Below are 21,064 nucleotides of genomic sequence, written 5' to 3' on the forward strand. Positions count from 1 at the left end.
ATATTTTTATTAATATTTAAATACATTATAAATTTTAAAAAATAAACTAGAAAAAATTATTCTGGTTTATTTGAATAGTTAATGAAATCTAATTAAACCTAATTTATCATATATATTTTTTAAAGTTTTTTTAGATTTTAATTGTGCTTTAATCGCACCATCATAAGCTATTTTTTTTAAATAAGATTCATTACTACGATAATTATAATAAGATTTTTGTAAACTATTTAAAAATTTAGACACATAATCAATAACAATTTTTTTAAATTCAGAATACATGACACCGTCTAATTCTTTTAATAAAATCTTGACATCTTTATGAGTAACAGCAGAAAGAATTTCTAATAAATTTGAAATCCCAGGTTTTTTATCTATATCATAATATATTTTAGATGGTATTTCTGAATCAGTAACAGCATTTTTTATCTTAAACTTAATAGAATATATATCATCTAATAAATAAATTACATTTTTATAATTTATATCAGATTTGGACATTTTTTTTTTTGGTTCTAATAAAGACATAATTTTAGAACCATATTGACTAATTAATGATTCAGGTAATGTAAATATACTACCATATAAATTATTAAAACGCTGAGCGATATTGCGTGTTAATTCTATATGTTGTTTTTGATCTTGTCCTACTGGAACAAAATTAGTTTGATATAATAAAATATCTGCAGCCATTAAAATCGGATAATTAAATAAAGCTGCATTAATTGTTTTTTCAGAAGTCTTTTTTTCATGTATTTTTGTTTTGAATTGTGTCATGCGTAATAATTCTGAAAATTCACTAAAACAATTTAAAATCCAATTTAATTGACTATGTTGATGTACATGAGATTGAATAAAAATAATACTTTTATTAGGATCTACACCACAAGCTAAATAAAAAGATAACGTATCTAATATTAGTGTATTTAAACTGAATATATTGTTTTTTATACTAGTTAATGCATGTAAATCAGCAATACAATATAAACAGTCATAATTATTTTGCATACTAGACCAATGACGCATGGTACCTATATAATTTCCAATAGTTAAATTTCCAGAAGGTTGTACTGCACTAAATAAAACGGGTTTATTAAGAATCATATGTTTCCTGTATTTTGTTAAAATAATTAATGGATAAATCTTGAATAAGCGTGATTCAATTCTTTTCGAATTTTTTTAATAATTAATTCATAATTCGAATATTTAAATAATCCCGAACCAATTACAAAAACATTTGCTCCAGAAAATGCAATTTCAGCAATATTCTCTAACTTGATTCCTCCATCTACTTCTAAAAGAATATCTAAAAAATTAGAATCAATAATTTTTCTAACTTCACGTATTTTATTGAAAGTAGATGGTAAAAAAGATTGATTACTAAAACCTGGATTAACTGACATTAATAAAATTAAATCTAATTTTTCTAGTATATAATCTAAAACATTGAGTGGAGTTGCTGGATTAATTGCTAACCCGGCTTTACATCCATTTTCTTTAATTAAATTTAATGTTCGTTCAACATGAAGCGTAGATTCTGGATGAAAAGTGATAAATGTTGCTCCTGCTTTAGCAAATAAAGGAATTAAATTATCTACTGGTTTAATCATTAAATGAACATCAATAGGAACTTTAATATGATAATTACGTAATGCTTGCAAAATCATGGGTCCCATAGTTAAATTAGGGACATAATGATTGTCCATAACATCAAAGTGTATTAAATCACTTCCTGCATCTATTACTTTTTTTGTATCCTCTCCTAAACGTGAAAAATCAGCAGATAAAATTGAGGGAGCTAAAAAAAACTTTTGCATTTTATTTGTCCTGTCTATGATATATATTAATCAATAAAATAGTAATATATTATTTAAAAATTACACTAAAAAAGATTAATATAATAAAATAGAATAAATTTTATATTTACAGTGAATTCTATGCAAATTAAATATTAAATATGTATAAAAATTTAATTATAAAAATAATATTTAGAAACATAACAAATGATATTTATGATCTTATAAAGTATATTATATAAATATTTAGAAAATATATTATTACTTAAAATATTTATATATTAACAAAGACTTTATTAACATATTAATAATCTTATTATGTCTTATTTTCTATAGTTTTATTTTTATAGTTGAATATATTAGTAATAGAATATATACAAAATATTATTAATACACTTTTAAATATTTTTTATATATTTGATATTATATTTATATATCAAGTATATAATTAATATTAATAAATCAAGACAAAATAAAACTATAGAAGAAAATATATTCTATAAATAAAATAATATAAATATTTTAACAATCATCATTGAGAATATTTAATAGCACTTAAAATAATATTTTTATCTACATTATTATAAATTTTTGCTTTTCCAATAGATACAGGTAAAACTAACCTAATTTCTCCTGAAATTACTTTCTTATCTCTCATCATATAAGGAATATATGAAGCTGCTGACATATTTTTCGGACCTTTAACAGGTAAACCTATTCTTTTTAATAATGTTAATATTCTTCTAAAATCACTTTTTTTAAGATATCCCAGCAATTCAGAAGTACGTGCTGCCATAACAATTCCTACCGAAACAGCTTCTCCATGTAACCAATTTCCATATCCTGCATGAACTTCAATAGCATGTCCATATGTATGACCTAGATTTAATAGCGCTCGTAAATTTTTTTCTCGTTCATCTAAAGAAATTAACTGTGATTTCAATGCACAACATTTTTTTATACAATAAGACATTGCCTGATGATCTAATAATAATATTTCTTTAAGGTTATCTTCTAACCAACAAAAAAACTGTTGATCTAAAATAATTGCATATTTAATAACTTCAGCCATGCCTGATATTAATTCATTATAAGGAAGACTTTTTAAAAAATGAATATCTATAATGACAGAAGATGGTTGCCAAAACGAACCAATCATATTCTTTCCAAGTAAATGATTAACACCTGTTTTACCACCAACAGCAGCATCTACTTGAGATAACAGTGTAGTAGGAATTTGAATAAAACGTACACCTCTTTGATAAATAGAAGCTGCAAAACCCGCTAAATCTCCTATAACACCACCACCTAATGCAATTAATGTTGTGTCACGACCATGTTGTTTTTCTAATAATGCAGAAAGAATTAATTCCATTTCGTTTAATGTTTTGTATTGTTCGCCATCAGATAAAATTATCTGATCTATTTTAATTCCTGATTTTCTTAAATGAAAAAGAACTCGATCCTTTAAAAGATTAGCTAGTGTTTTATTTGTAACTAGCATAGCTAGATTTCCAGGTTTTAAAGGCCAGAAAATATTATCTTCTTGAATAATATCAAAACCTATACTAATAGGATAACTACGTGCTCCTAGAACAACTTTTAATCGTTCCACAATATTTCAATGCTCCATTCATTTTTAATATTAAGACTTTTATTGTATATCTTTTAATAAACGAATAATATTAAAAGCTACAGATTTAGCAGTTTGTTCATCAGTTTTCACTTTTATATCTGCAATTGATTCATATAAAGGATTTCTTTCATTAGCTAAATTTTCTAATATAATACGATGAGAAGTAGAAACTTGTAATAAAGGTCTTGATTTGTCTCTTTTAGTACGAGCTAATTGTTTTTCAATTGTAGTTTCTAAATATATAACAATTCCACGAGCAGATAAAAAATTACGATTTTCTTTAAAATTTACTGAACCTCCTCCTGTAGCAAGCACAATTCCTTTTTTAGAAGTTAGTTCATCAATAATTTTTTTTTCTCTTAAGCGAAAACCATTTTCACCTTCTACATCAAAAACCCAACTAATATCAGCTCCAGTACGTTTCTCGATTTCTTGATCAGAATCAAAAAATTCCATATTTAATTGTTGAGCTAATTGACGACCAATAGTACTTTTTCCAGCACCCATAGGTCCAATTAGAAAAATATTTTTTTTGTCTGTCATATTATTTTTTATTACTAAGATAATTCGTTAACAATGCCAGTTGCTCAGAATATTATACTGGCGGGAAATAAACATATATTATAATAAAATATTAGTAAGCAATGTATTATTATAAAAATATATTTTATTTAAATAAAATATATTCTATCAGTATTAGTATGGTTTTTTCTAATTTTATTTAAAAATAATATTGATATTTAAATATCAAAATATATTAAAACGTTTTATACAAAATATTTTCAAAATTATTTAAAAATAATTTAATTAAAACTTGACGCAGTTTATATCTTTTTATTAAAATGTATAAAAAAATCGGTGAGGTGTCCGAGAGGCTTAAGGAGCACGCCTGGAAAGCGTGTATATGGAAACGTATCAAGGGTTCGAATCCCTTTCTCACCAAAAAAAATATTTCTTATAAAGTAGATTCTAAAGCTATTTCAATCATTTCATTAAAACTTGATTCTCTTGCTTCAGATGAAAGACATTCTTTTTTAAGAATATGATCTGATACTGTACATATTGATAATGCTTGTGTGTGTAATTCAGCAGCTACAGAATATATTCCTGCAGTTTCCATATCTACACCAATAATGTTATATTTTTTTAAAAGATTAAGCATATTGATATCTTCATTATAAAAAGAATCTGTAGTAAAAAAGTTTCCAACAAAAACTGGAATCTTCATTTTTTTTGAAATTTTAACTAAATTAAAAAGCATATCAAAATCTGCAATAGCAGCAAAATCATGATTGTTAAATTTTATTCGATTAATTTTAGAATCAGTGCATGCACCCATACTGATAACTATATCACGTAAATTAATATCATCTCGTACAGCACCACAGGTTCCTATACGAATAATTTTTTTTACATTAAATTCAGTAATTAATTCTCGACTATAAAGCGAAGCGGACGGAATACCTATTCCATGACTCATTATTGATATTTTTTTATTTTTATAAAATCCAGTATAAGCCAACATTAAACGCGTATTGTTAATTTGAACATATTTATTTAAATATTTTTCAGCAATATATTTTGCTCGTACTGGATCTCCTGGCATAAGCACTATATCTGAAAAATCATGTTTTTTACTATTAATGTGAGGTGTAGACACTAATTGATTCCTTTTTAAAATATAAGAAAAGTACAAACTAAATATTTAAAACATACTTTCACCATATGACATATTAGACAATAAAAAATATTTTGCAATAGTCTGACCTATATCAGCAAAAGTTTTTCGATGACCTAAAAATTTTTTTTCAAGATTAGGTGAATACATTAATATAGGAACATTTTCACGAGTATGATCAGTACCTGTCCATGTCGGATCACATCCGTGATCTGCAGTTAAAATTAATATATCATTTGCTTGTACTAAATCTATTATTTGAGACAATTTTTTATCAAAAAACTCTAATCCTTTAGCATATCCAGCAACATCACGACGATGCCCCCAATTCGAATCAAAATCTACTAAATTAGTAAAAACCATAGTATTATTTTTAGATTTTTTTATTTCTTCAATAGTATTATGACATAATTCATTCAAACCTGTAGATTTAATATGTTTACTAATTCCTACTCCGGAATAAATATCAGATACTTTACCAATTGCAATTACTTGTCCTTTTTTTTCATCAATTAATTTTTGCATAACTGTAGTAGAAAAAGGTTTCATTGAAAAATCACGTCTATTGCCTGTACGTTGAAAATCTGATTTTTTATGACCAATAAATGGTCTTGCAATCACTCGTGCAACTTTATATTTGTTTTTATCCAAAAAAATACGAATATTTTTGCATAATGTATATAAATTAGATAAACCAAAAAAAACTTCATGACATGCTATTTGTAAAACAGAATCTGATGAAGTATATATAATAGGTTTTTTAGTTCTAATATGCTCTTCTCCTAAATCACTAATAATATCAGTTCCTGATGCATGACAATTTCCAAGACAACCTGTGAGTTTGGAAGAACAAATAATATAATTTAAAATATCTTTAGGAAAACTATTATTTTTGTTTGTAAAATAACACCAATTATCTAGAACTGGAACACCTACCATTTCCCAATGACCAGAAGTAGTATCTTTTCCAGAAGAAATTTCACTAGCAAAACCATAACTACCAATAACATTCAAATTATTATTATATCCTAATAATTTTTTTTTTGATGCAGCTCTTGCAGCATGAGTGATTCCTAATTTAATTAAATTTGGAATATATAAAGCACCTTTTCTGTTTATATCTGCTTGACCTAAAAAACATTTTTCTACTATATGAGCAAATGTATTTGCACCAACATCGTTAAATTTATAGGCATCAGAACTAAAACCAATTCCGAAAGAATCTAAAACAATTAAAAAAATTCGTTTCATAATTAAAATTCCAAGAATATATTACAAAATATAACTATTTTAAAACTTTTAAAATTATTCTTATTCTCGTATTTTATCAAAAAAAATATCAGTATTTTGTGTCATAACAATATGTAAATTTGCAACACTAGGTGCTAAATATATCAAACTGTTATTCGTATCATAAGCTATATAAGAACTATATTTTTTTTTAAAATCATTAATACTATGATCATTTTTAAATCTAATCCAACGAGCAAGAATAATATTAACTTTTTTGTATATTGCATCGATATTATACTCTATTTTTAAACGTTCAATTACTACATCAAATTGTAAGATTCCAATAGCACCTAAAATACAATAATTATTCATAATTGGACGAAAGACTTGAATTGTTCCTTCTTCAGATAGTTCTATTAAACCTTTTTTTAATTGTTTTTGTTTCAATGGATTTTGTAAACAAATTTGACGAAATATTTCTGGAGCAAAAATCGGTATACCAATAAATTTCAGATCTTCTCCTTCTGTAAAAGTATCTCCAATTTTAATTGTTCCATGATTATGTAATCCAATAATATCACCAGGATAAGCTTCTTTAATTGATATTCTTTCTCCAGCTAAAAAAGAAAACGCATCAGAAATAGTGATATATTTTTTAATTCTTATATGTTTTAATTTCATTCCTTTTTTATATTGTCCTGAAACAATTCTCATGAAAGCTATTCTATCTCGATGTTTTAAATCCATATTAGCTTGTATTTTGAAGATGAAACCTGTAAATTTTTTTTCTTGAGGATTCACTTGACGTTTATTACTTTTACGATATAAAGGAGAAGGGGCCCAATTTATTAAACTATTTAATATATGATCAATACCAAATTCTCCTAAAGCACTACCAAAAAAAATAGGTGTATCGATTGCTTGTAAAAAATTTTTATGATTAAATTTAGAATATATATGTATAATTAGTTCTAATTCTTGATAAATATATTCATATAAATCTGATCCAATCATTTTTTTTAAAAATACAGAATTAGAAAAATCAGTAAAATCATCAAGAAAAAATGATTGTTTTTTTACTAATTTATTTTTATAAAAATAAATTTTTTTTTCATACAAATGATATACACCCTGAAAATTTTTTCCACAACTAATTGGCCAGGTAATTGGAACACAATTCATTGTTAACTCTTTTTCAATTTCATCAAGTAATGATATTGGTTCGCGACTATCACGATCTAATTTATTGATAAAAGTAATAATCGGAGTATTTTGAATGCGCGTAACTTCTATGAGTTTTTTGGTTCGCTCTTCTATACCTTTAGCTGCATCAATAATAACTAAACAACAATCTACTGCAGTAAGAATACGATATGTATCTTCTGAAAAATCTTGATGACCAGGAGTATCTAATAAATTTATTAAAATATTTTTATACGTAAATTGCATAACAGAAGTAGTAACAGAAATACCACGTGCTTTTTCAATATTCATCCAATCTGATTTAGCATATTTTTGATTTCCTCTACCTTTAATAACTCCAGAAATATGAATCGCTTTTCCAAAAAATAACATCTTTTCGGTAATAGTAGTTTTTCCAGCATCAGGATGAGAAATAATAGCAAAAGTTCTTCTTTTAGTTAATTCCTTTGTATAAGTTTTGTCAAACATATATATGCTCATTTAACACATTTTAATAAAAAATTAAAATATAAAAATAAATAATTGAAAAAAAAAATTAAGATATGAATGATAATATTTAGAAATATTTAATATGTTATTGAATAATAGAGTCTGTAAAAAAAAGAACAATATTTTCTATTGAAAACTAATAAAATGAATGTTCTCCACGTGTATGTTCTGTTGCATCATCTACTCTTTTAATTTCAGAAAAAGTTGATAATAATTTTTTTTCTACTATTTCTTTTAAAGTCAATCCAATCATTGAGCAACCATTACAACCACCGCTAAATCTTATTTTAGCTGTTCCATTTGAATCTATTTTAATTAAATGTACTTGTCCTCCATGCATTTCTAATTTAGAGTTGATTTCTAAACTTAAAAAATTTTGTATTTTTTCTGTTAATGAAGATTGTTTTATTGCGTAATTATTTTTCGCATACGGCGCTTTTAATGTTAATTGAGAACTCAGTTGATCAGTGACTAAATCAATTTCTGCTTTTTTTAAATAACTAATTATCTCTTTATTAATATAAATCAAAAATTTATCGTATTTAAATTTAATATCTGTATTATTATCTATTTCATCTTTTTGTAAAAATGCTAGACCGCATTCTGCATTTTTTGTACCTGGATGTAATATAAATACTCGGATGTGAGTTCCAATCGGTTCATGCGATAAAAGCGACACAAGATATTTTTGTGCATTTTTAGAAATAGTGATCATAAGAATTACTTAAATCAATTTTTTAATAAATAATTTTACTAATTTATTAAAATAAACACAAGATAATTTAAATTTAATATTAAATGAATATTTTATAAGAGTTAAAACATGCATAATTTTCATTGGGATACAATAGGAACAGGAAAAATTAATTTAATTCTATTAAATGGATGGGGAATTAATTCAAACATTTGGATGTTTATTATTAAACAACTACAATATGATTTTAAATTTTATTTAATTGATCTACCTGGATCAGGAAAAAATAAAAATCTTTTACCAGAAAAAATAGATACAATTATTAAAATATTATATAAAAAAATGCCTAAAAACGCTATTTGGATAGGATGGTCTATTGGAGGATTAATTGTTAATTATTTTGCATTATGTTACCCTCAACATGCTTTAGCTTTAATTAATGTAGCATCTTCTCCTTGTTTTATAGAAAAAAAAAACTGGCCTGGAATTAAAAAACATATAATCCATAAATTTTATTATAATCTAAAAACTAAATATCATCAAACCATAAATACTTTTTTAGATATAGAACAAATAAATTCTAAAAAACATTCTAAAGATATCAGTATATTAAAAAAAATATTTTATCAATCTCCACCTCACATAGAATTATTAAATAATGGTTTAGAAATTATTTTTTTATTTGATCTTCGTGTAGACATGGCATATTTAAAAATACCTATATTAAGAATATATGGTGAATTAGATAATTTAATACCTAAAAAAATAGCATCTATACTTGATTCTAAATGGCCTAGAACTCATTCAATAATTATAAAAAAAGCTGCTCATGCTCCATTTATTACAAATAAAAATCAATTTTGTTCTATTTTATTAAATTTCAAAAAGTCGCTTTTAAAATAAAAAAATATAGCCCCAAAATTGGGGCTGTTTAAAAAAAATATTATTTTTTTTAAAAATTAGCCTTAAAAAGGAATTTCATCATCAAAATCTATTTCTGAAGACGTGTGAACCAAATCTTTATTTGAGTTATGTGATACTATATTTTTTTTAAAATCTACTTGATCTGTTTTTTTAATTTGTTCTTCAATATTGTTATTTTCATGAGTTGATAAAGTTTGTAAATTAGTATTTCGACTACCTAACATTTGCATAGTACCACCAATATTTACAATAATTTCTGTAGTATAACGTTCAATGCCATTTTGATCTTGCCATTTTCTAGTTTGTAATGCTCCCTCAATATATACTTGAGAGCCTTTTCGAAGATATTCACCTGCAATTTCTGCTAATTTTCCAAATAATACTATTCGATGCCATTCTGTTTTCTCTTTATGTTCTCCCGTATTTTTATCTTTCCAATTTTCTGAAGTAGCTAATGTCATATTTACTACTGCATTACCATTTGGCATATAACGAACTTCAGGGTCTTGGCCTAAATGTCCAATTAAAATAACTTTATTTATACCTCTACTAGCCATAATCCAAACTCCATTTTTTAAATCAATTTTAAAATATTCTCATAATATATTAATTTAAATTATACATCTTAAAAATTTTATTTAATATAATCAAACTTATAAAAATGCTATATTATTTTTTAAATATTTTTCAACCTATTAAATATTAATATCTTATGAGTTCTAATTATTAATATATTAATCACATCAAAATTTTTATATTATTAATTATAAATTATTAATGAAATTCTATATTTAAAATATATTAAAAAATTTAATCAAGAATGACATAAAAAAATAATAGCTAATAATCTTATAATATAAAAATAATTCATATGATGTATATTAATATATTTTTTATTATTTATTTTATGAAATATAAATAATAGATAAAAAAATGCAAAATATTTTAAAAACGACTACAAGTAGATTAGTCTATAGAAAGTGTATTATTGCAATATGACGATATAATTTCATATAGATTCACTAAATAATGGTATATGCAATAAATATGACTAAAAATAAATTATATTTAAATCAAATTAATAGATTAAAAATTCCACCACATTCTCTAGAAGCAGAGCAATCAGTATTAGGTGGATTAATGTTAGATAATGAACAATGGGACAATGTTTCAGAACATGTAGTTGCTGATGATTTTTTTAGTAAACCTCATAAATTAATATTTCAAGAAATGCAAAAATTGCTTGACTTAGGATATCCAATAGATTTAATTACTCTTTCTGAATCTTTAGAACAAAAAGGAAAATTAGAAAGTGTAGGTAGATTTTCATATTTAGCAGAATTATCAAAAAATACACCCAGTACAGCAAATATTACTGCATATGCTGATATTGTTCGAGAACGTGCTATAGTAAGAGAAATGATATTAGTAGCTAATAAAATCGCTAATGCTGGATATGATACACAAGGTAGAAAAAGTGAAGAATTGTTAGATTATGCAGAATCTAGTGTGTTTAAAATTGCAGAAAAACGCTTTAAAAAAGATTCAGGACCAAAAAATATTGAACAAATTCTTGATGAAACAATTACTAGCATTGAAAAATTGTTTTTATCACCACATGATGGAGTGACAGGGATTAATACTGGATATCAAGATTTGAATAAAAAAACGTCAGGTTTACAACATTCTGAATTAATTATTATTGCAGCTAGACCTTCTATGGGAAAAACAACGTTTGCTATGAATTTATGTGAAAATGCTGCTATGCTGTACGATAAACCTGTATTAATATTTAGTTTAGAAATGCCTGGTGAACAAATTATGATGCGTATGTTAGCTTCTTTATCACGAGTTAATCAAACAAACATTAGAACAGGGCAATTAAATAATGAAGATTGGGCTCGAATATCTGGAACTATCAATATATTACTTAAAAAAAAGAATATTTATATTGATGATTCTTCAGCACTGACTCCTAGTGAAGTACGTTCACGAGCGCGTCGTATTTATCGTGAAAATAATGGATTAACTTTAATTATGGTGGATTATTTACAACTAATGAGAGTACCTTCACTATCTGAAAATCGTACACTAGAAATTGCAGAAATATCTAGAACGTTAAAAGCATTAGCAAAAGAATTGCAAGTTCCAGTAATAGCATTATCACAACTAAATCGTTCTTTAGAACAAAGATCAGACAAAAGACCAGTGAATTCTGATTTACGTGAATCAGGCTCTTTAGAACAAGATGCAGATTTAATAATGTTTATATACCGTGATGAAATTTATAATGAAAATAGTGATTTTAAAGGCATTGCTGAAATTATAATAGGAAAACAACGTAATGGTCCAATTGGTACAATTCGTTTAACTTTTAATGGACATTGGTCTAGATTTGATAATTATGCAGGTCCAAAATATGATTAAATATTCTATTTTCTGTAAAAAAATTAATTTATCATTGATTTTATAAATAAAAAATCAATTATTGAATAACGAAAATATTTTTTTAATTATTTAATTTTTTAACTACACAATAAAAAATTAATTTTTTATAAAAAATATTTAAAAAATTAAATAATTAAAATAATATATTTTAAATACTGAATAACTGTTACTAGTTATTAAACGTACTCGAAATCTTCTTTTTTTAACAATTAACGATAAAATTAAATATGCAAAAAAAAATAAATATAAAAATTGGAATCGTAATGGATTCTATCCAATTAATTAATATTAAAAAAGATTCAAGCTTTTCTATTATATTAGAAGCTCAAAAAAGACATCATGTTATACATTATATGGAAATGAATGATCTTTATTTAATGAAAGGAATTCCATATGCAAGAATTCGTTTAATAAAAGTTAAAAAAAATGCAGAAAAATGGTATAAATTTACTCAAGAAAAAAATATGGCTTTAAGTGAATTAGATGTTATTTTAATGCGAAAAGATCCACCATTTAATATTGAATTTATTTATTCAACATATATTTTAGAACGTGCAGAAAATATGGGCGTTTTAATAATTAATAAACCCCAAAGTTTAAGAGATTGTAATGAAAAAATGTTTATATCATGGTTCCCGGAATTAACTGCTAATACTTTAGTCACAAGAAATATGAATCAAATTCGTCAATTCTGGAAAAAAAATCAAGATATTATCATTAAACCACTAGATGGTATGGGAGGTACTAATATTTTTCGTATTAAAAAAAATGATCCAAATTTTTCAGTAATTGCAGAAACAATGACAAATTATGAAAAAAAATATTGTATGATACAAAATTATTTATCAGATATACAATTTGGAGATAAAAGAATTTTAATGATCAATGGAGAAGCAATACCTTGGTGTTTAGCTAGAATTGCAAAAATTGGAGAAACAAGAGCTAATTTAGCTGCTGGGGGTACAGGAAGAATACAATCTTTAAGTCAAACAGACTGGAAAATTGCTAATGCTTTATCTCCTATTTTGAAAAAAAAAGGTTTAATTATTGTTGGTCTTGATGTCATAGGAGATAAATTAATAGAAATTAATGTCACAAGTCCAACATGTATTTGTGAAATTGAATCAGAAAAAAATATCTCTATTACTGGAATGTTATTAGATTATATAGAAAATAAAATACAATACTAGAGATCATAAAATGATAATACTTGCATTTGATTTTGGAATTAAAAAAATTGGAGTAGCTGTAGGAGAAAATATTATAAAAAAGGGAAGACCTTTACACTTTTTACATGCTCAAAATGGATATCCTAATTGGAATTCAGTAAAATATTTAATAAATTTTTGGCAACCTCAATTAATTATTGTAGGTTTACCATTAAATATAAATGGTACAAAACAAATTATCACTAATAAATCAGAAAAATTTGCTAATTTATTACAATCTAAATTTAATATTGCTGTTAAAATGCATGATGAACGTTTAACTACTGTAGAAGCTAAATCAATTCTGTTTTATAAAAATGGTTTTAAAGCCTTAAAAAAAACGGAAAAAATTCATTCTTATGCTGCTGTAATTATACTAGAAAGTTGGTTAAATCAATATGATATGAAATAAATATTTTATTAAAAATATAATGTTTCAAAAAAGTAATAAAACTAATAAATACTTATATTTATCATCAAATTAATTCCAAAAAAAAATAATTTTATATAAAATAAATTTTGATTTTATAAAAATTATCTAACAAAATAAAGATAGAAATTAACGATTGAAAATTGATGTTCAAAAAATAATAACACAATATAAAATAAAAAATCATTTAAAAAATATAGACATATAAAAAATAATAAAATATTAAATTTTTGAAAAAAAAATAATATTATTATGATAATAATATAACTTATTTACAAGATAAATATCATTATGTGTAGATTACCATCTATTAGTTTATATATTCATATTCCTTGGTGTTTAAAAAAATGTGGATATTGTGATTTTTATTCATATGTTAGTCAAGAAAATATTCCTGAAGAAAAATACGTCAAACATATTTTAAAAGATTTTGAACAAGATTTATTAAAAATTAATAACAGAAAAATTCATACTATTTTTATTGGAGGTGGAACCCCTAGTTTATTAAAAATACATTCTATTAATAAATTAATATTAGGTATAAAAAAAAGAAATCAAATTTTTCATAATACAGAAATAAGTATAGAAGCGAATCCTACAAAATTAGAATACCAGAATTTTATGTACTATAAACATATTGGAATTAATCGTTTATCACTAGGTATTCAAACATTTAATTCTTCTTTATTAAAACAAATAGAACGCACATATAATCAAAAAAAAGCAATATCTGCAATTATAGAAGCAAAAAAATATTATGATAATTTAAATTTAGATTTAATGTACGGTTTGCCTCATCAATTATTAGAAGATGCATTATTAGACTTAAAAATAGCTATTCAGTACAATCCATCTCATATATCATGGTATCAATTTACTATTGAACCTAATACTATATTTTATAAAAAAAATATATTATTACCGCATGAAGATTTAATATTTCAAATGTTTATTGAAGGAGAAAAATTATTAAAAAAATCAGGGTATAAAAAATATGAAATATCTTCATATTCAAAAATTCATTACCAATGTAAACATAATCTTAATTATTGGAATTTTGGAGATTATATAGGTATAGGTTGTAGTGCTCATGGAAAAATTACTCAAAAAAATGGACAAATTATCAGAACTATAAAAAATAAAAATATTAATTATTTTTTAAATGGAAATTATCTACATTCAACACATATAGTATCTGAAAAAGAAAAAATAGTTGAATATTTTATGAATGTTTTAAGATTATATAAACCTATTTTTAAAAATCATTTTAGCAAGATGACTAATATTCATGTAAATGCTATAGAAAAAAATATTCAAATAGCAAAACAAGAAGGTTTTATAATAGATCACAAAAATTATTGGTATATCACAAAAAAAGGAAAACTTTTTTTAAATATATTGCTAGAAATTTTTTTAAGTTAAATGTTATCGTATATTATCATAATATTATATTAACTGAAACATTAAATTAAAAATATGATGTCCTTTTAAACGTGCTTTTATTTCAAATTTTGTTATTATACGAGATTTAGAACGTTCAACAAAATTATTATTTTCAGATAAGTTATGATATTTATGCATGTATTTAATTTCATTTAATATATAAAAAGCATATGATTCAGAATCAGTAACAATATGTAATATACCATTTACTATTAATTTTTTTGCAATAATCTTTAAAAATTTTTTATTTAATAATCTTCTTTTATGGTGACGTTTTTTATTCCACGGATCTGGAAAAAAAATTTGTACAGTAGATAAAATATCATTAGGAATCATATAATTCATTACTTCAATGGCATCATAATAAATAATTCTCAAATTTTTAATCTGATGAATATGTGCTAAATTTAAACACGAACCTATTCCAGATTTATATACTTCTATCCCTAAAAAATTTTTTTTAGGAAAATTGATAGCGTTATGAATTATATTTTCTCCTGAACCAAAACCAATTTCTAACACAAATGAATGATTCGAATGAAATATAGATGATAAATTTAATAATTGAATTTGAAAATTAATACCAATATAAGACCAATATTTTTGAATAGCATTCATTTGAGAAATAGTAAGACGACTTTTTCGCGATGTAAAACTATGAATTTCACGCAAAAAAGTACCATCTTTTTTATATTTTAGTGTAAATATATTATTATTCATAATTTATTTATGTTTTCTGATTTAATGAATCAATTAATTTTATAATTATTATTAAGAATAATAAAATAATTATTTCAAAGAAATTAAAAAATTTTTACTTATATAGTTGAAATGATAATGACAAAATATTTTTTTTCACAATTAATAATAAATTGGTACCATAAACATGGTAGAAAAAATTTACCATGGCAAAAAAATAAAACATTATATAAAATTTGGATATCTGAAATAATGTTACAACAAACACAAGTTAAATTTGTAATTCCTTATTTTCAAAAATTTATGTTATACTTTCCTGATATTAATACTCTTAATCAGAGTACACTAGATAATATTTTATATGTTTGGAGCGGTCTTGGATATTATAATCGAGCAAAAAACATTCACAGATCAGCAAAAATAATAACAAAAGAATATAATGGAATATTTCCAAATCAATTTATTAATGTTATAAAATTACCAGGAATAGGAAGGTCTACAGCAGGAGCTATTTTATCATTATCATTAAATTTTCATTATCCTATATTAGATGGAAATGTCAAAAGAATTTTAATTCGTTATTATGGGATTATTAGTTCATTAACAGATAAAACAACAGAAAAAAAATTATGGAATATAATTGAATCGATTACACCAATACATCATACTGGTCAATTTAATCAAGGTATGATGGATTTAGGTTCATTAATTTGTACACGAATTAAACCAAAATGTAAATTTTGTCCATTAAATATAAAATGTATTATAAATATTAAAAAAGAATGGGATCATTATCCTATTAAAAATACAAAAAAAATATACCCTAAAAAGACATCTTATTTTATTGTTATAAGATATAAAAATAATTTTTGGTTAACAAAAAATACCAAAAAAGATATCTGGAAAAATCTTTTTTGTTTCCCAAAATTTGATGATGAAAAAAAAGCTTTAATCTGGTTAAAAGAAAAAAAAATAAATATTAATACTTCTCAAAAAATGATATCATTTACTCACAAATTTAGTCATTTTATTTTATATATTCAACCAATATTCATTCAATTAACTAATATTTTGAACTTTCATCAATACAATATAGAAGGTATTTGGTATGATTTAAAAAATCCTCAATATATAGGATTACCTCAACCAGTACAAAAAATACTTGATATCTTTAAAAAAGATAATGTTTAACAAAAGGATTATAAAAATTATGAATCGAATAATTTTTTGCAAATTCTTGAAAAAAAAATCTCAAGGACAAGAATTTCAATCTTACCCTGGAAAACTAGGAGAAAAAATATATAATCATATTTCAAAAATAGCATGGGAAAAATGGATGAAACAACAAACAATTTTAATTAATGAAAAACAATTAAATACATCTAATTATGAAGATCGTAAACTTATTGAAAATCAAATGAAATTATTTTTATTTAACGAAACAAAATAAATTATTAAAAATTAAATAATATTTAATGTATTTTAATTTTGAATATTATATATCATTTTATTTCATTTATAACAAAACTCTTATAATGCTTATCTTTGATTCTGGTGTTGGTGGTTTATCTATATTACAAACTATCAAAATAGTTTTACCAAATATTCATTATATTTATTTTTTAGATAATGAAGCATTTCCTTATGGAAATAAAACAGAATATTTTATCATCCAAAGAATTATTTCAATTATTAAAAAAATTAAAAAACTTTATCCTATTAATATAGTAGTTATTGCTTGTAATACCGTGAGTACTGTATCTGTGTCTTTTTTAAAAAAAAAATTTAATTTACCAATTATTGGAATATTTCCTGATATAAAAACTGCTGAAAAAATAACAAAAAATAATATTATCGGTTTAATAGCTACTAGAACAACTATTCATTCAGAATATATTCAAAAATTGATATATCAAAAATCTTTTAATAATATCATTCAAATAATTAGTACAAATCAATTAGCTTTAATAGCTGAAAAAAAAATTAGAAAGATTCCATTTGCACAAAAAGATTTAAAAAGTATTTTTAAACCGTGGATAAATTTGAATATTAAACCTGATACAATTATATTAGGATGCACGCATTTCTTATTCTTAAAAAAAGAAATTAAAGATACTTTACATTTAACATCATCAATAAATTTTATTGATTCAAGAAAAAAAATTGTATTAGATATTAAAAATTGTATATATAAATTTAACTTACAGCAAACTATTAAAAATAATATTTTTTTATACTCTAAACATGATAATTACTTAACAAAAATATTTATATATTTAAAAAGATATCAATTCAAAAAAATTTCATATATTAATTTAAATTAATTATTTCATCCAACAACTTCTGATATTTTTTAATTGAATAATTTAATAATTGCTTCAATAATATTACTTTTTTAAAATTATAACTATTTTCTTTTAATAATATTTTAATTTGATTTTGATATTTTTCTAAAAATTCTGGATTAAACATTTCTATACAATATCGTAACCATCTTTTTTTTTCAAATTGATTTAATGTATTAAAAAAAATTACGAGCACGATAACGAAATAATAAAATTTTTAAACGAGTATCATGAAAATTATAATTAATATTTTTTAAAAATTTTGGTTGCGTATTTCTAATAACTTTTATCATTTTTTGATCATGAAAATTAAAAAAAGCATCATATATTTTTAAATCAATATTAACAGATTTTTTCATATTATCTTGTTTCAAAAAAATTTTTTTAATATATTTAATTAAAAAATCATTTTGTTTAATTAAATTAATATTTTTTTTGCATAAAGAAAAATTATAATCTAATCGATGATAATCTTCTGTTCGAATTGTTTGAATTGGAGCTAAAATAGGACAACGATTTAAATATACAAATACTATTCCTAAACTAAATAAATCTTTAATACAAATAGCATCATTTATATATTTTACTTTAAAAAAATTTATTATATTTTGGATGTCTTTTAATAAATCTATAGCAATTAATACATTTTTATTATTTTTATAATATGTTATAGGTAGTATAATACTACAACAGTAGTGCATAACAGAAAAATAACCAGAAACATAAACAATAGGTTTAAATTTTGTTAAGTCAATTAATTTCTGTAACTCACATTTTTTTCTCATTTTAAAAAAAAAGTTAAATAATCTAGGTTCTTTTGTTTTAATAAGTTTAGCAACTTCAATTGTTGCATATACATCAGATATTGCATCATGCGCATTTTGATGCATAATATTGTTTTCTTGTGTTATATCTGATAGTTTAAAACTCGTGAGCCCTAGTTTATTTTTCGGCCATTTTATACTATTTGGCCGAAATGCATAACACGCTCGTAATAAATTTAATAAATCCCAACGAGAATTATTGTTTTTCCAACTCCATTCATAAGAATCAAAAAAATTTCTATAAAAAATATTGCGTGTAATTTCATCATCAAAATGAATATTATTATAACCAATAATACAAGTATTAGGTATTGTCAAAATATCATATATTTTTTTAGAAAAATTATATTCATTAATTCCATATTTATGTGTATATTGAGGAGTAATATAGGTAATTAAAACAGAATATGGATCTGGTAAATAATCGTCAGATGGAATACAATAAAAAAATTTTGGTTGATCAATTATATTAAATTCTATATCAGTTCTAATACATGCAAATTGAGCTGGTTTATCTAAAGCAGTATTTTTTCCAAAAGTTTCATAATCATAAAATAAATAAGTAGATATATTGTTTTTCAATTGCATAATTTTTTGATTCAAATAAAATAATCAAATATAAATTAAAAGGTTTTTATCATGTCACACACAACTAAATCATTTAAAAATGTACTAGAATTTGTACATAAATTTAGAAGAAAAAACAAAATTAAAAGAGAAATTTCTGATCTTGAAAAAAAAATAAGAGATAACAAAAAAAGAATACTACTTTTAAATAATTTAAATCAATATATTACAAGCGATATGAATTATGAAGAAATTAAAAAAATAATTTTTATAATGAAAAATGATTATGAAGATAGAGTAGATGATTATATTGTTAAAAGTGCAAAATTATATAAAGAGAAAATAAATTTATCAAAAGAATTAAAATTAATTATTGATTAATTATTATTTGCTTTGCTCCTCCGACTGGATTCGAACCAGTGACATACGGATTAACAGTCCGCCGTTCTACCAACTGAACTACAGAGGAATAGAAATATATATAGCAAAAATTTTTATATCTGTCAAATATATATATAAAAAAAATTTTTTAAAAAATATAAAATATTTAAAAAGAATTCTAGATTATTATAAAAAATTGATCTATAGTAAGAATAATAAAAACATAAGGCCCTTTAGCTCAGTGGTAAGAGCAGGCGACTCATAATCGCTTGGTCGCTGGTTCAAATCCAGCAAGGGCCATAAAAATAATTAACTTCTTATAAATATTTACTCTAAAAAATAATACTAATTTTAGTACCAATTCAAAATTAATATATAAAATTCTATTCTAAATTTTTAAGATTGATTAGGATGCAATTTTTATGCACTGGAAAAAAGAATTTATTGATTTTTCTTTTAAAAAAAAAGCATTACAATTTGGAACTTTTAAATTAAAATCAGGACGAACTAGTCCTTATTTTTTTAATTCAGGATTACTATCTACAGGAAAAGATATTACAAAAATTGGTTTATTCTACGCTCACTCTATTATGAATTCAAAAATAGACTTTGATATATTATTTGGTCCTGCATATAAAGGAATTCCTATAGTTGTTGCTACAACTATGGCATTAAAACATCACTATAACTTTAATGTTTCATATGCATTTAATCGAAAAGAAAAAAAAACATACGGAGAAAAAGGAGATTTAATTGGAACAGAAATATATAGAAAAAAAGTGATTATTTTAGATGATGTAATGACATCAGGAACAGCAGTACACCATTCTATTAAAATTATAGAAGAACAAAAAGCAACAATTTCTTCTATCTTTGTTCTGTTAGATAGACAAGAAAAAGGTAAAAGAAATTTATCTACTATTCAACATATTTCAAATAATAATAGCTATAAAATTACTTCAATAATTACTATTGAAGATTTAATTTCTTATTTATTGGAAGATTCAAAATTAAGTAAACATATTCCTGATTTGATAAAATATCGTAAAAAATATGGTATATAATATAT

The 21,064-nt window shown here is 23.1% G+C and carries 22 protein-coding genes and 3 tRNA genes; 12 read left to right on the forward strand and 13 right to left on the reverse strand.

Translation table 11 applies throughout. The annotated features are described in order from the left end of the window. Positions 1–78: 78 nt before the first annotated feature. From trpS to aroK, 4 genes are all read right to left on the reverse strand, one after another. A complete protein-coding gene (gene trpS / locus BUAMB_RS02545; RefSeq protein WP_014500206.1) occupies positions 79–1,101 on the reverse strand; it encodes a tryptophan--tRNA ligase in 1,023 nt (340 codons plus the stop codon). 26 nt (positions 1,102–1,127) lie between these two features. Then, entirely contained in the window at positions 1,128–1,814 is a 687-nt protein-coding gene (gene rpe, locus BUAMB_RS02550) for a ribulose-phosphate 3-epimerase (protein WP_014500207.1), read from the reverse strand. 511 nt (positions 1,815–2,325) lie between these two features. After that, positions 2,326–3,408 (reverse strand): 3-dehydroquinate synthase, encoded by a 1,083-nt coding sequence (aroB, locus tag BUAMB_RS02555; protein WP_014500208.1) that lies wholly within the window; start codon positions 3,406–3,408, stop codon positions 2,326–2,328. A 39-nt stretch (positions 3,409–3,447) separates the two neighbouring features. After that, positions 3,448–3,972, reverse strand: a complete 525-nt coding sequence (gene aroK / locus BUAMB_RS02560) for a shikimate kinase AroK (protein WP_014500209.1) — start codon at positions 3,970–3,972, stop codon at positions 3,448–3,450. A 314-nt stretch (positions 3,973–4,286) separates the two neighbouring features. Between aroK and BUAMB_RS02565 the strand changes: the two genes are divergently transcribed. Then, positions 4,287–4,371: transfer RNA gene (locus BUAMB_RS02565), tRNA-Ser, on the forward strand. Between the two features lie 13 nt (positions 4,372–4,384). On the opposite strand, the gene deoD is transcribed toward BUAMB_RS02565, so the two are convergent. From deoD to BUAMB_RS02585, 4 genes are all read right to left on the reverse strand, one after another. Then, positions 4,385–5,089, reverse strand: coding sequence for a purine-nucleoside phosphorylase (gene deoD / locus BUAMB_RS02570; protein ID WP_014500210.1), 705 nt, complete (start codon positions 5,087–5,089; stop codon positions 4,385–4,387). Between the two features lie 45 nt (positions 5,090–5,134). Beyond that, complete coding sequence (locus tag BUAMB_RS02575) at positions 5,135–6,358, reverse strand: phosphopentomutase (RefSeq protein WP_014500211.1); 1,224 nt, start codon at positions 6,356–6,358, stop codon at positions 5,135–5,137. 60 nt (positions 6,359–6,418) lie between these two features. After that, positions 6,419–8,011 carry a peptide chain release factor 3 gene (locus BUAMB_RS02580; RefSeq protein ID WP_014500212.1) on the reverse strand — a complete coding sequence of 531 codons (1,593 nt, stop codon included), beginning with the start codon at positions 8,009–8,011 and terminating at the stop codon, positions 6,419–6,421. A 157-nt stretch (positions 8,012–8,168) separates the two neighbouring features. Beyond that, positions 8,169–8,747: an NfuA family Fe-S biogenesis protein gene (locus BUAMB_RS02585; protein ID WP_014500213.1), complete on the reverse strand. Its 579-nt coding sequence runs from the start codon at positions 8,745–8,747 to the stop codon at positions 8,169–8,171. A 108-nt stretch (positions 8,748–8,855) separates the two neighbouring features. Between BUAMB_RS02585 and bioH the strand changes: the two genes are divergently transcribed. Then, complete coding sequence (gene bioH / locus BUAMB_RS02590; protein ID WP_014500214.1) at positions 8,856–9,629, forward strand: pimeloyl-ACP methyl ester esterase BioH; 774 nt, start codon at positions 8,856–8,858, stop codon at positions 9,627–9,629. A gap of 62 nt (positions 9,630–9,691) precedes the next feature. Here the strand turns inward: bioH and BUAMB_RS02595 are convergent, their stop codons facing one another. Further along, complete coding sequence (locus BUAMB_RS02595; protein ID WP_014500215.1) at positions 9,692–10,207, reverse strand: single-stranded DNA-binding protein; 516 nt, start codon at positions 10,205–10,207, stop codon at positions 9,692–9,694. A gap of 472 nt (positions 10,208–10,679) precedes the next feature. Between BUAMB_RS02595 and dnaB the strand changes: the two genes are divergently transcribed. The 4 genes from dnaB (at position 10,680) to hemW (ending at position 15,158) form a co-directional block, all read left to right on the forward strand. Next, the gene (dnaB, locus tag BUAMB_RS02600) at positions 10,680–12,077 is read left to right on the forward strand and encodes a replicative DNA helicase (protein WP_014500216.1); all 1,398 of its coding nucleotides are present in this window, start codon (positions 10,680–10,682) and stop codon (positions 12,075–12,077) included. A gap of 248 nt (positions 12,078–12,325) precedes the next feature. After that, positions 12,326–13,288 (forward strand): glutathione synthase, encoded by a 963-nt coding sequence (gene gshB, locus BUAMB_RS02605; protein ID WP_014500217.1) that lies wholly within the window; start codon positions 12,326–12,328, stop codon positions 13,286–13,288. Positions 13,289–13,298: 10 nt separating this feature from the next. Further along, positions 13,299–13,718 carry a Holliday junction resolvase RuvX gene (gene ruvX / locus BUAMB_RS02610; RefSeq protein WP_014500218.1) on the forward strand — a complete coding sequence of 140 codons (420 nt, stop codon included), beginning with the start codon at positions 13,299–13,301 and terminating at the stop codon, positions 13,716–13,718. A 309-nt stretch (positions 13,719–14,027) separates the two neighbouring features. Beyond that, positions 14,028–15,158: a radical SAM family heme chaperone HemW gene (hemW, locus tag BUAMB_RS02615; protein ID WP_014500219.1), complete on the forward strand. Its 1,131-nt coding sequence runs from the start codon at positions 14,028–14,030 to the stop codon at positions 15,156–15,158. 24 nt (positions 15,159–15,182) lie between these two features. Here hemW and trmB read toward each other — a convergent pair whose 3' ends face one another. After that, a complete protein-coding gene (trmB, locus tag BUAMB_RS02620) occupies positions 15,183–15,899 on the reverse strand; it encodes a tRNA (guanosine(46)-N7)-methyltransferase TrmB (RefSeq protein WP_014500220.1) in 717 nt (238 codons plus the stop codon). Positions 15,900–16,016: 117 nt separating this feature from the next. On the opposite strand from trmB, the gene mutY reads away from it, so the two are divergent. From mutY to murI, 3 genes are all read left to right on the forward strand, one after another. Then, positions 16,017–17,069 (forward strand): A/G-specific adenine glycosylase, encoded by a 1,053-nt coding sequence (mutY, locus tag BUAMB_RS02625; RefSeq protein ID WP_014500221.1) that lies wholly within the window; start codon positions 16,017–16,019, stop codon positions 17,067–17,069. A gap of 19 nt (positions 17,070–17,088) precedes the next feature. Next, positions 17,089–17,328: an oxidative damage protection protein gene (locus BUAMB_RS02630; RefSeq protein WP_014500222.1), complete on the forward strand. Its 240-nt coding sequence runs from the start codon at positions 17,089–17,091 to the stop codon at positions 17,326–17,328. A gap of 85 nt (positions 17,329–17,413) precedes the next feature. Further along, a complete protein-coding gene (gene murI / locus BUAMB_RS02635) occupies positions 17,414–18,202 on the forward strand; it encodes a glutamate racemase (protein WP_014500223.1) in 789 nt (262 codons plus the stop codon). Here the strand turns inward: murI and BUAMB_RS03155 are convergent. Then, entirely contained in the window at positions 18,189–18,350 is a 162-nt protein-coding gene (locus tag BUAMB_RS03155) for a hypothetical protein (protein ID WP_264356762.1), read from the reverse strand. The two genes, murI and BUAMB_RS03155, sit on opposite strands and share 14 nt — an antisense overlap. A 49-nt stretch (positions 18,351–18,399) precedes the next feature. Further along, entirely contained in the window at positions 18,400–19,635 is a 1,236-nt protein-coding gene (sbcB, locus tag BUAMB_RS02640) for an exodeoxyribonuclease I (RefSeq protein ID WP_264356764.1), read from the reverse strand. A 51-nt stretch (positions 19,636–19,686) separates the two neighbouring features. On the opposite strand from sbcB, the gene BUAMB_RS02645 reads away from it, so the two are divergent. After that, on the forward strand, positions 19,687–19,995 hold the full coding sequence (locus BUAMB_RS02645) for a DUF496 family protein (protein WP_014500224.1): 309 nt from the start codon (positions 19,687–19,689) through the stop codon (positions 19,993–19,995). A 15-nt stretch (positions 19,996–20,010) separates the two neighbouring features. On the opposite strand, the gene BUAMB_RS02650 is transcribed toward BUAMB_RS02645, so the two are convergent. After that, a tRNA-Asn gene (locus tag BUAMB_RS02650) sits at positions 20,011–20,083 on the reverse strand. Between the two features lie 139 nt (positions 20,084–20,222). On the opposite strand from BUAMB_RS02650, the gene BUAMB_RS02655 reads away from it, so the two are divergent. Both BUAMB_RS02655 and pyrE read left to right on the forward strand, forming a co-directional pair. Next, positions 20,223–20,295, forward strand: a tRNA-Ile gene (locus tag BUAMB_RS02655). Positions 20,296–20,417: 122 nt separating this feature from the next. Continuing rightward, positions 20,418–21,059 (forward strand): orotate phosphoribosyltransferase, encoded by a 642-nt coding sequence (pyrE, locus tag BUAMB_RS02660; RefSeq protein WP_014500225.1) that lies wholly within the window; start codon positions 20,418–20,420, stop codon positions 21,057–21,059. The last annotated feature ends 5 nt before the right edge of the window (positions 21,060–21,064 follow it).

It is taken from the genome of Buchnera aphidicola str. Ua (Uroleucon ambrosiae), from assembly GCF_000225465.1.
GTDB classification, from domain to species: domain Bacteria; phylum Pseudomonadota; class Gammaproteobacteria; order Enterobacterales; family Enterobacteriaceae; genus Buchnera; species Buchnera aphidicola_B.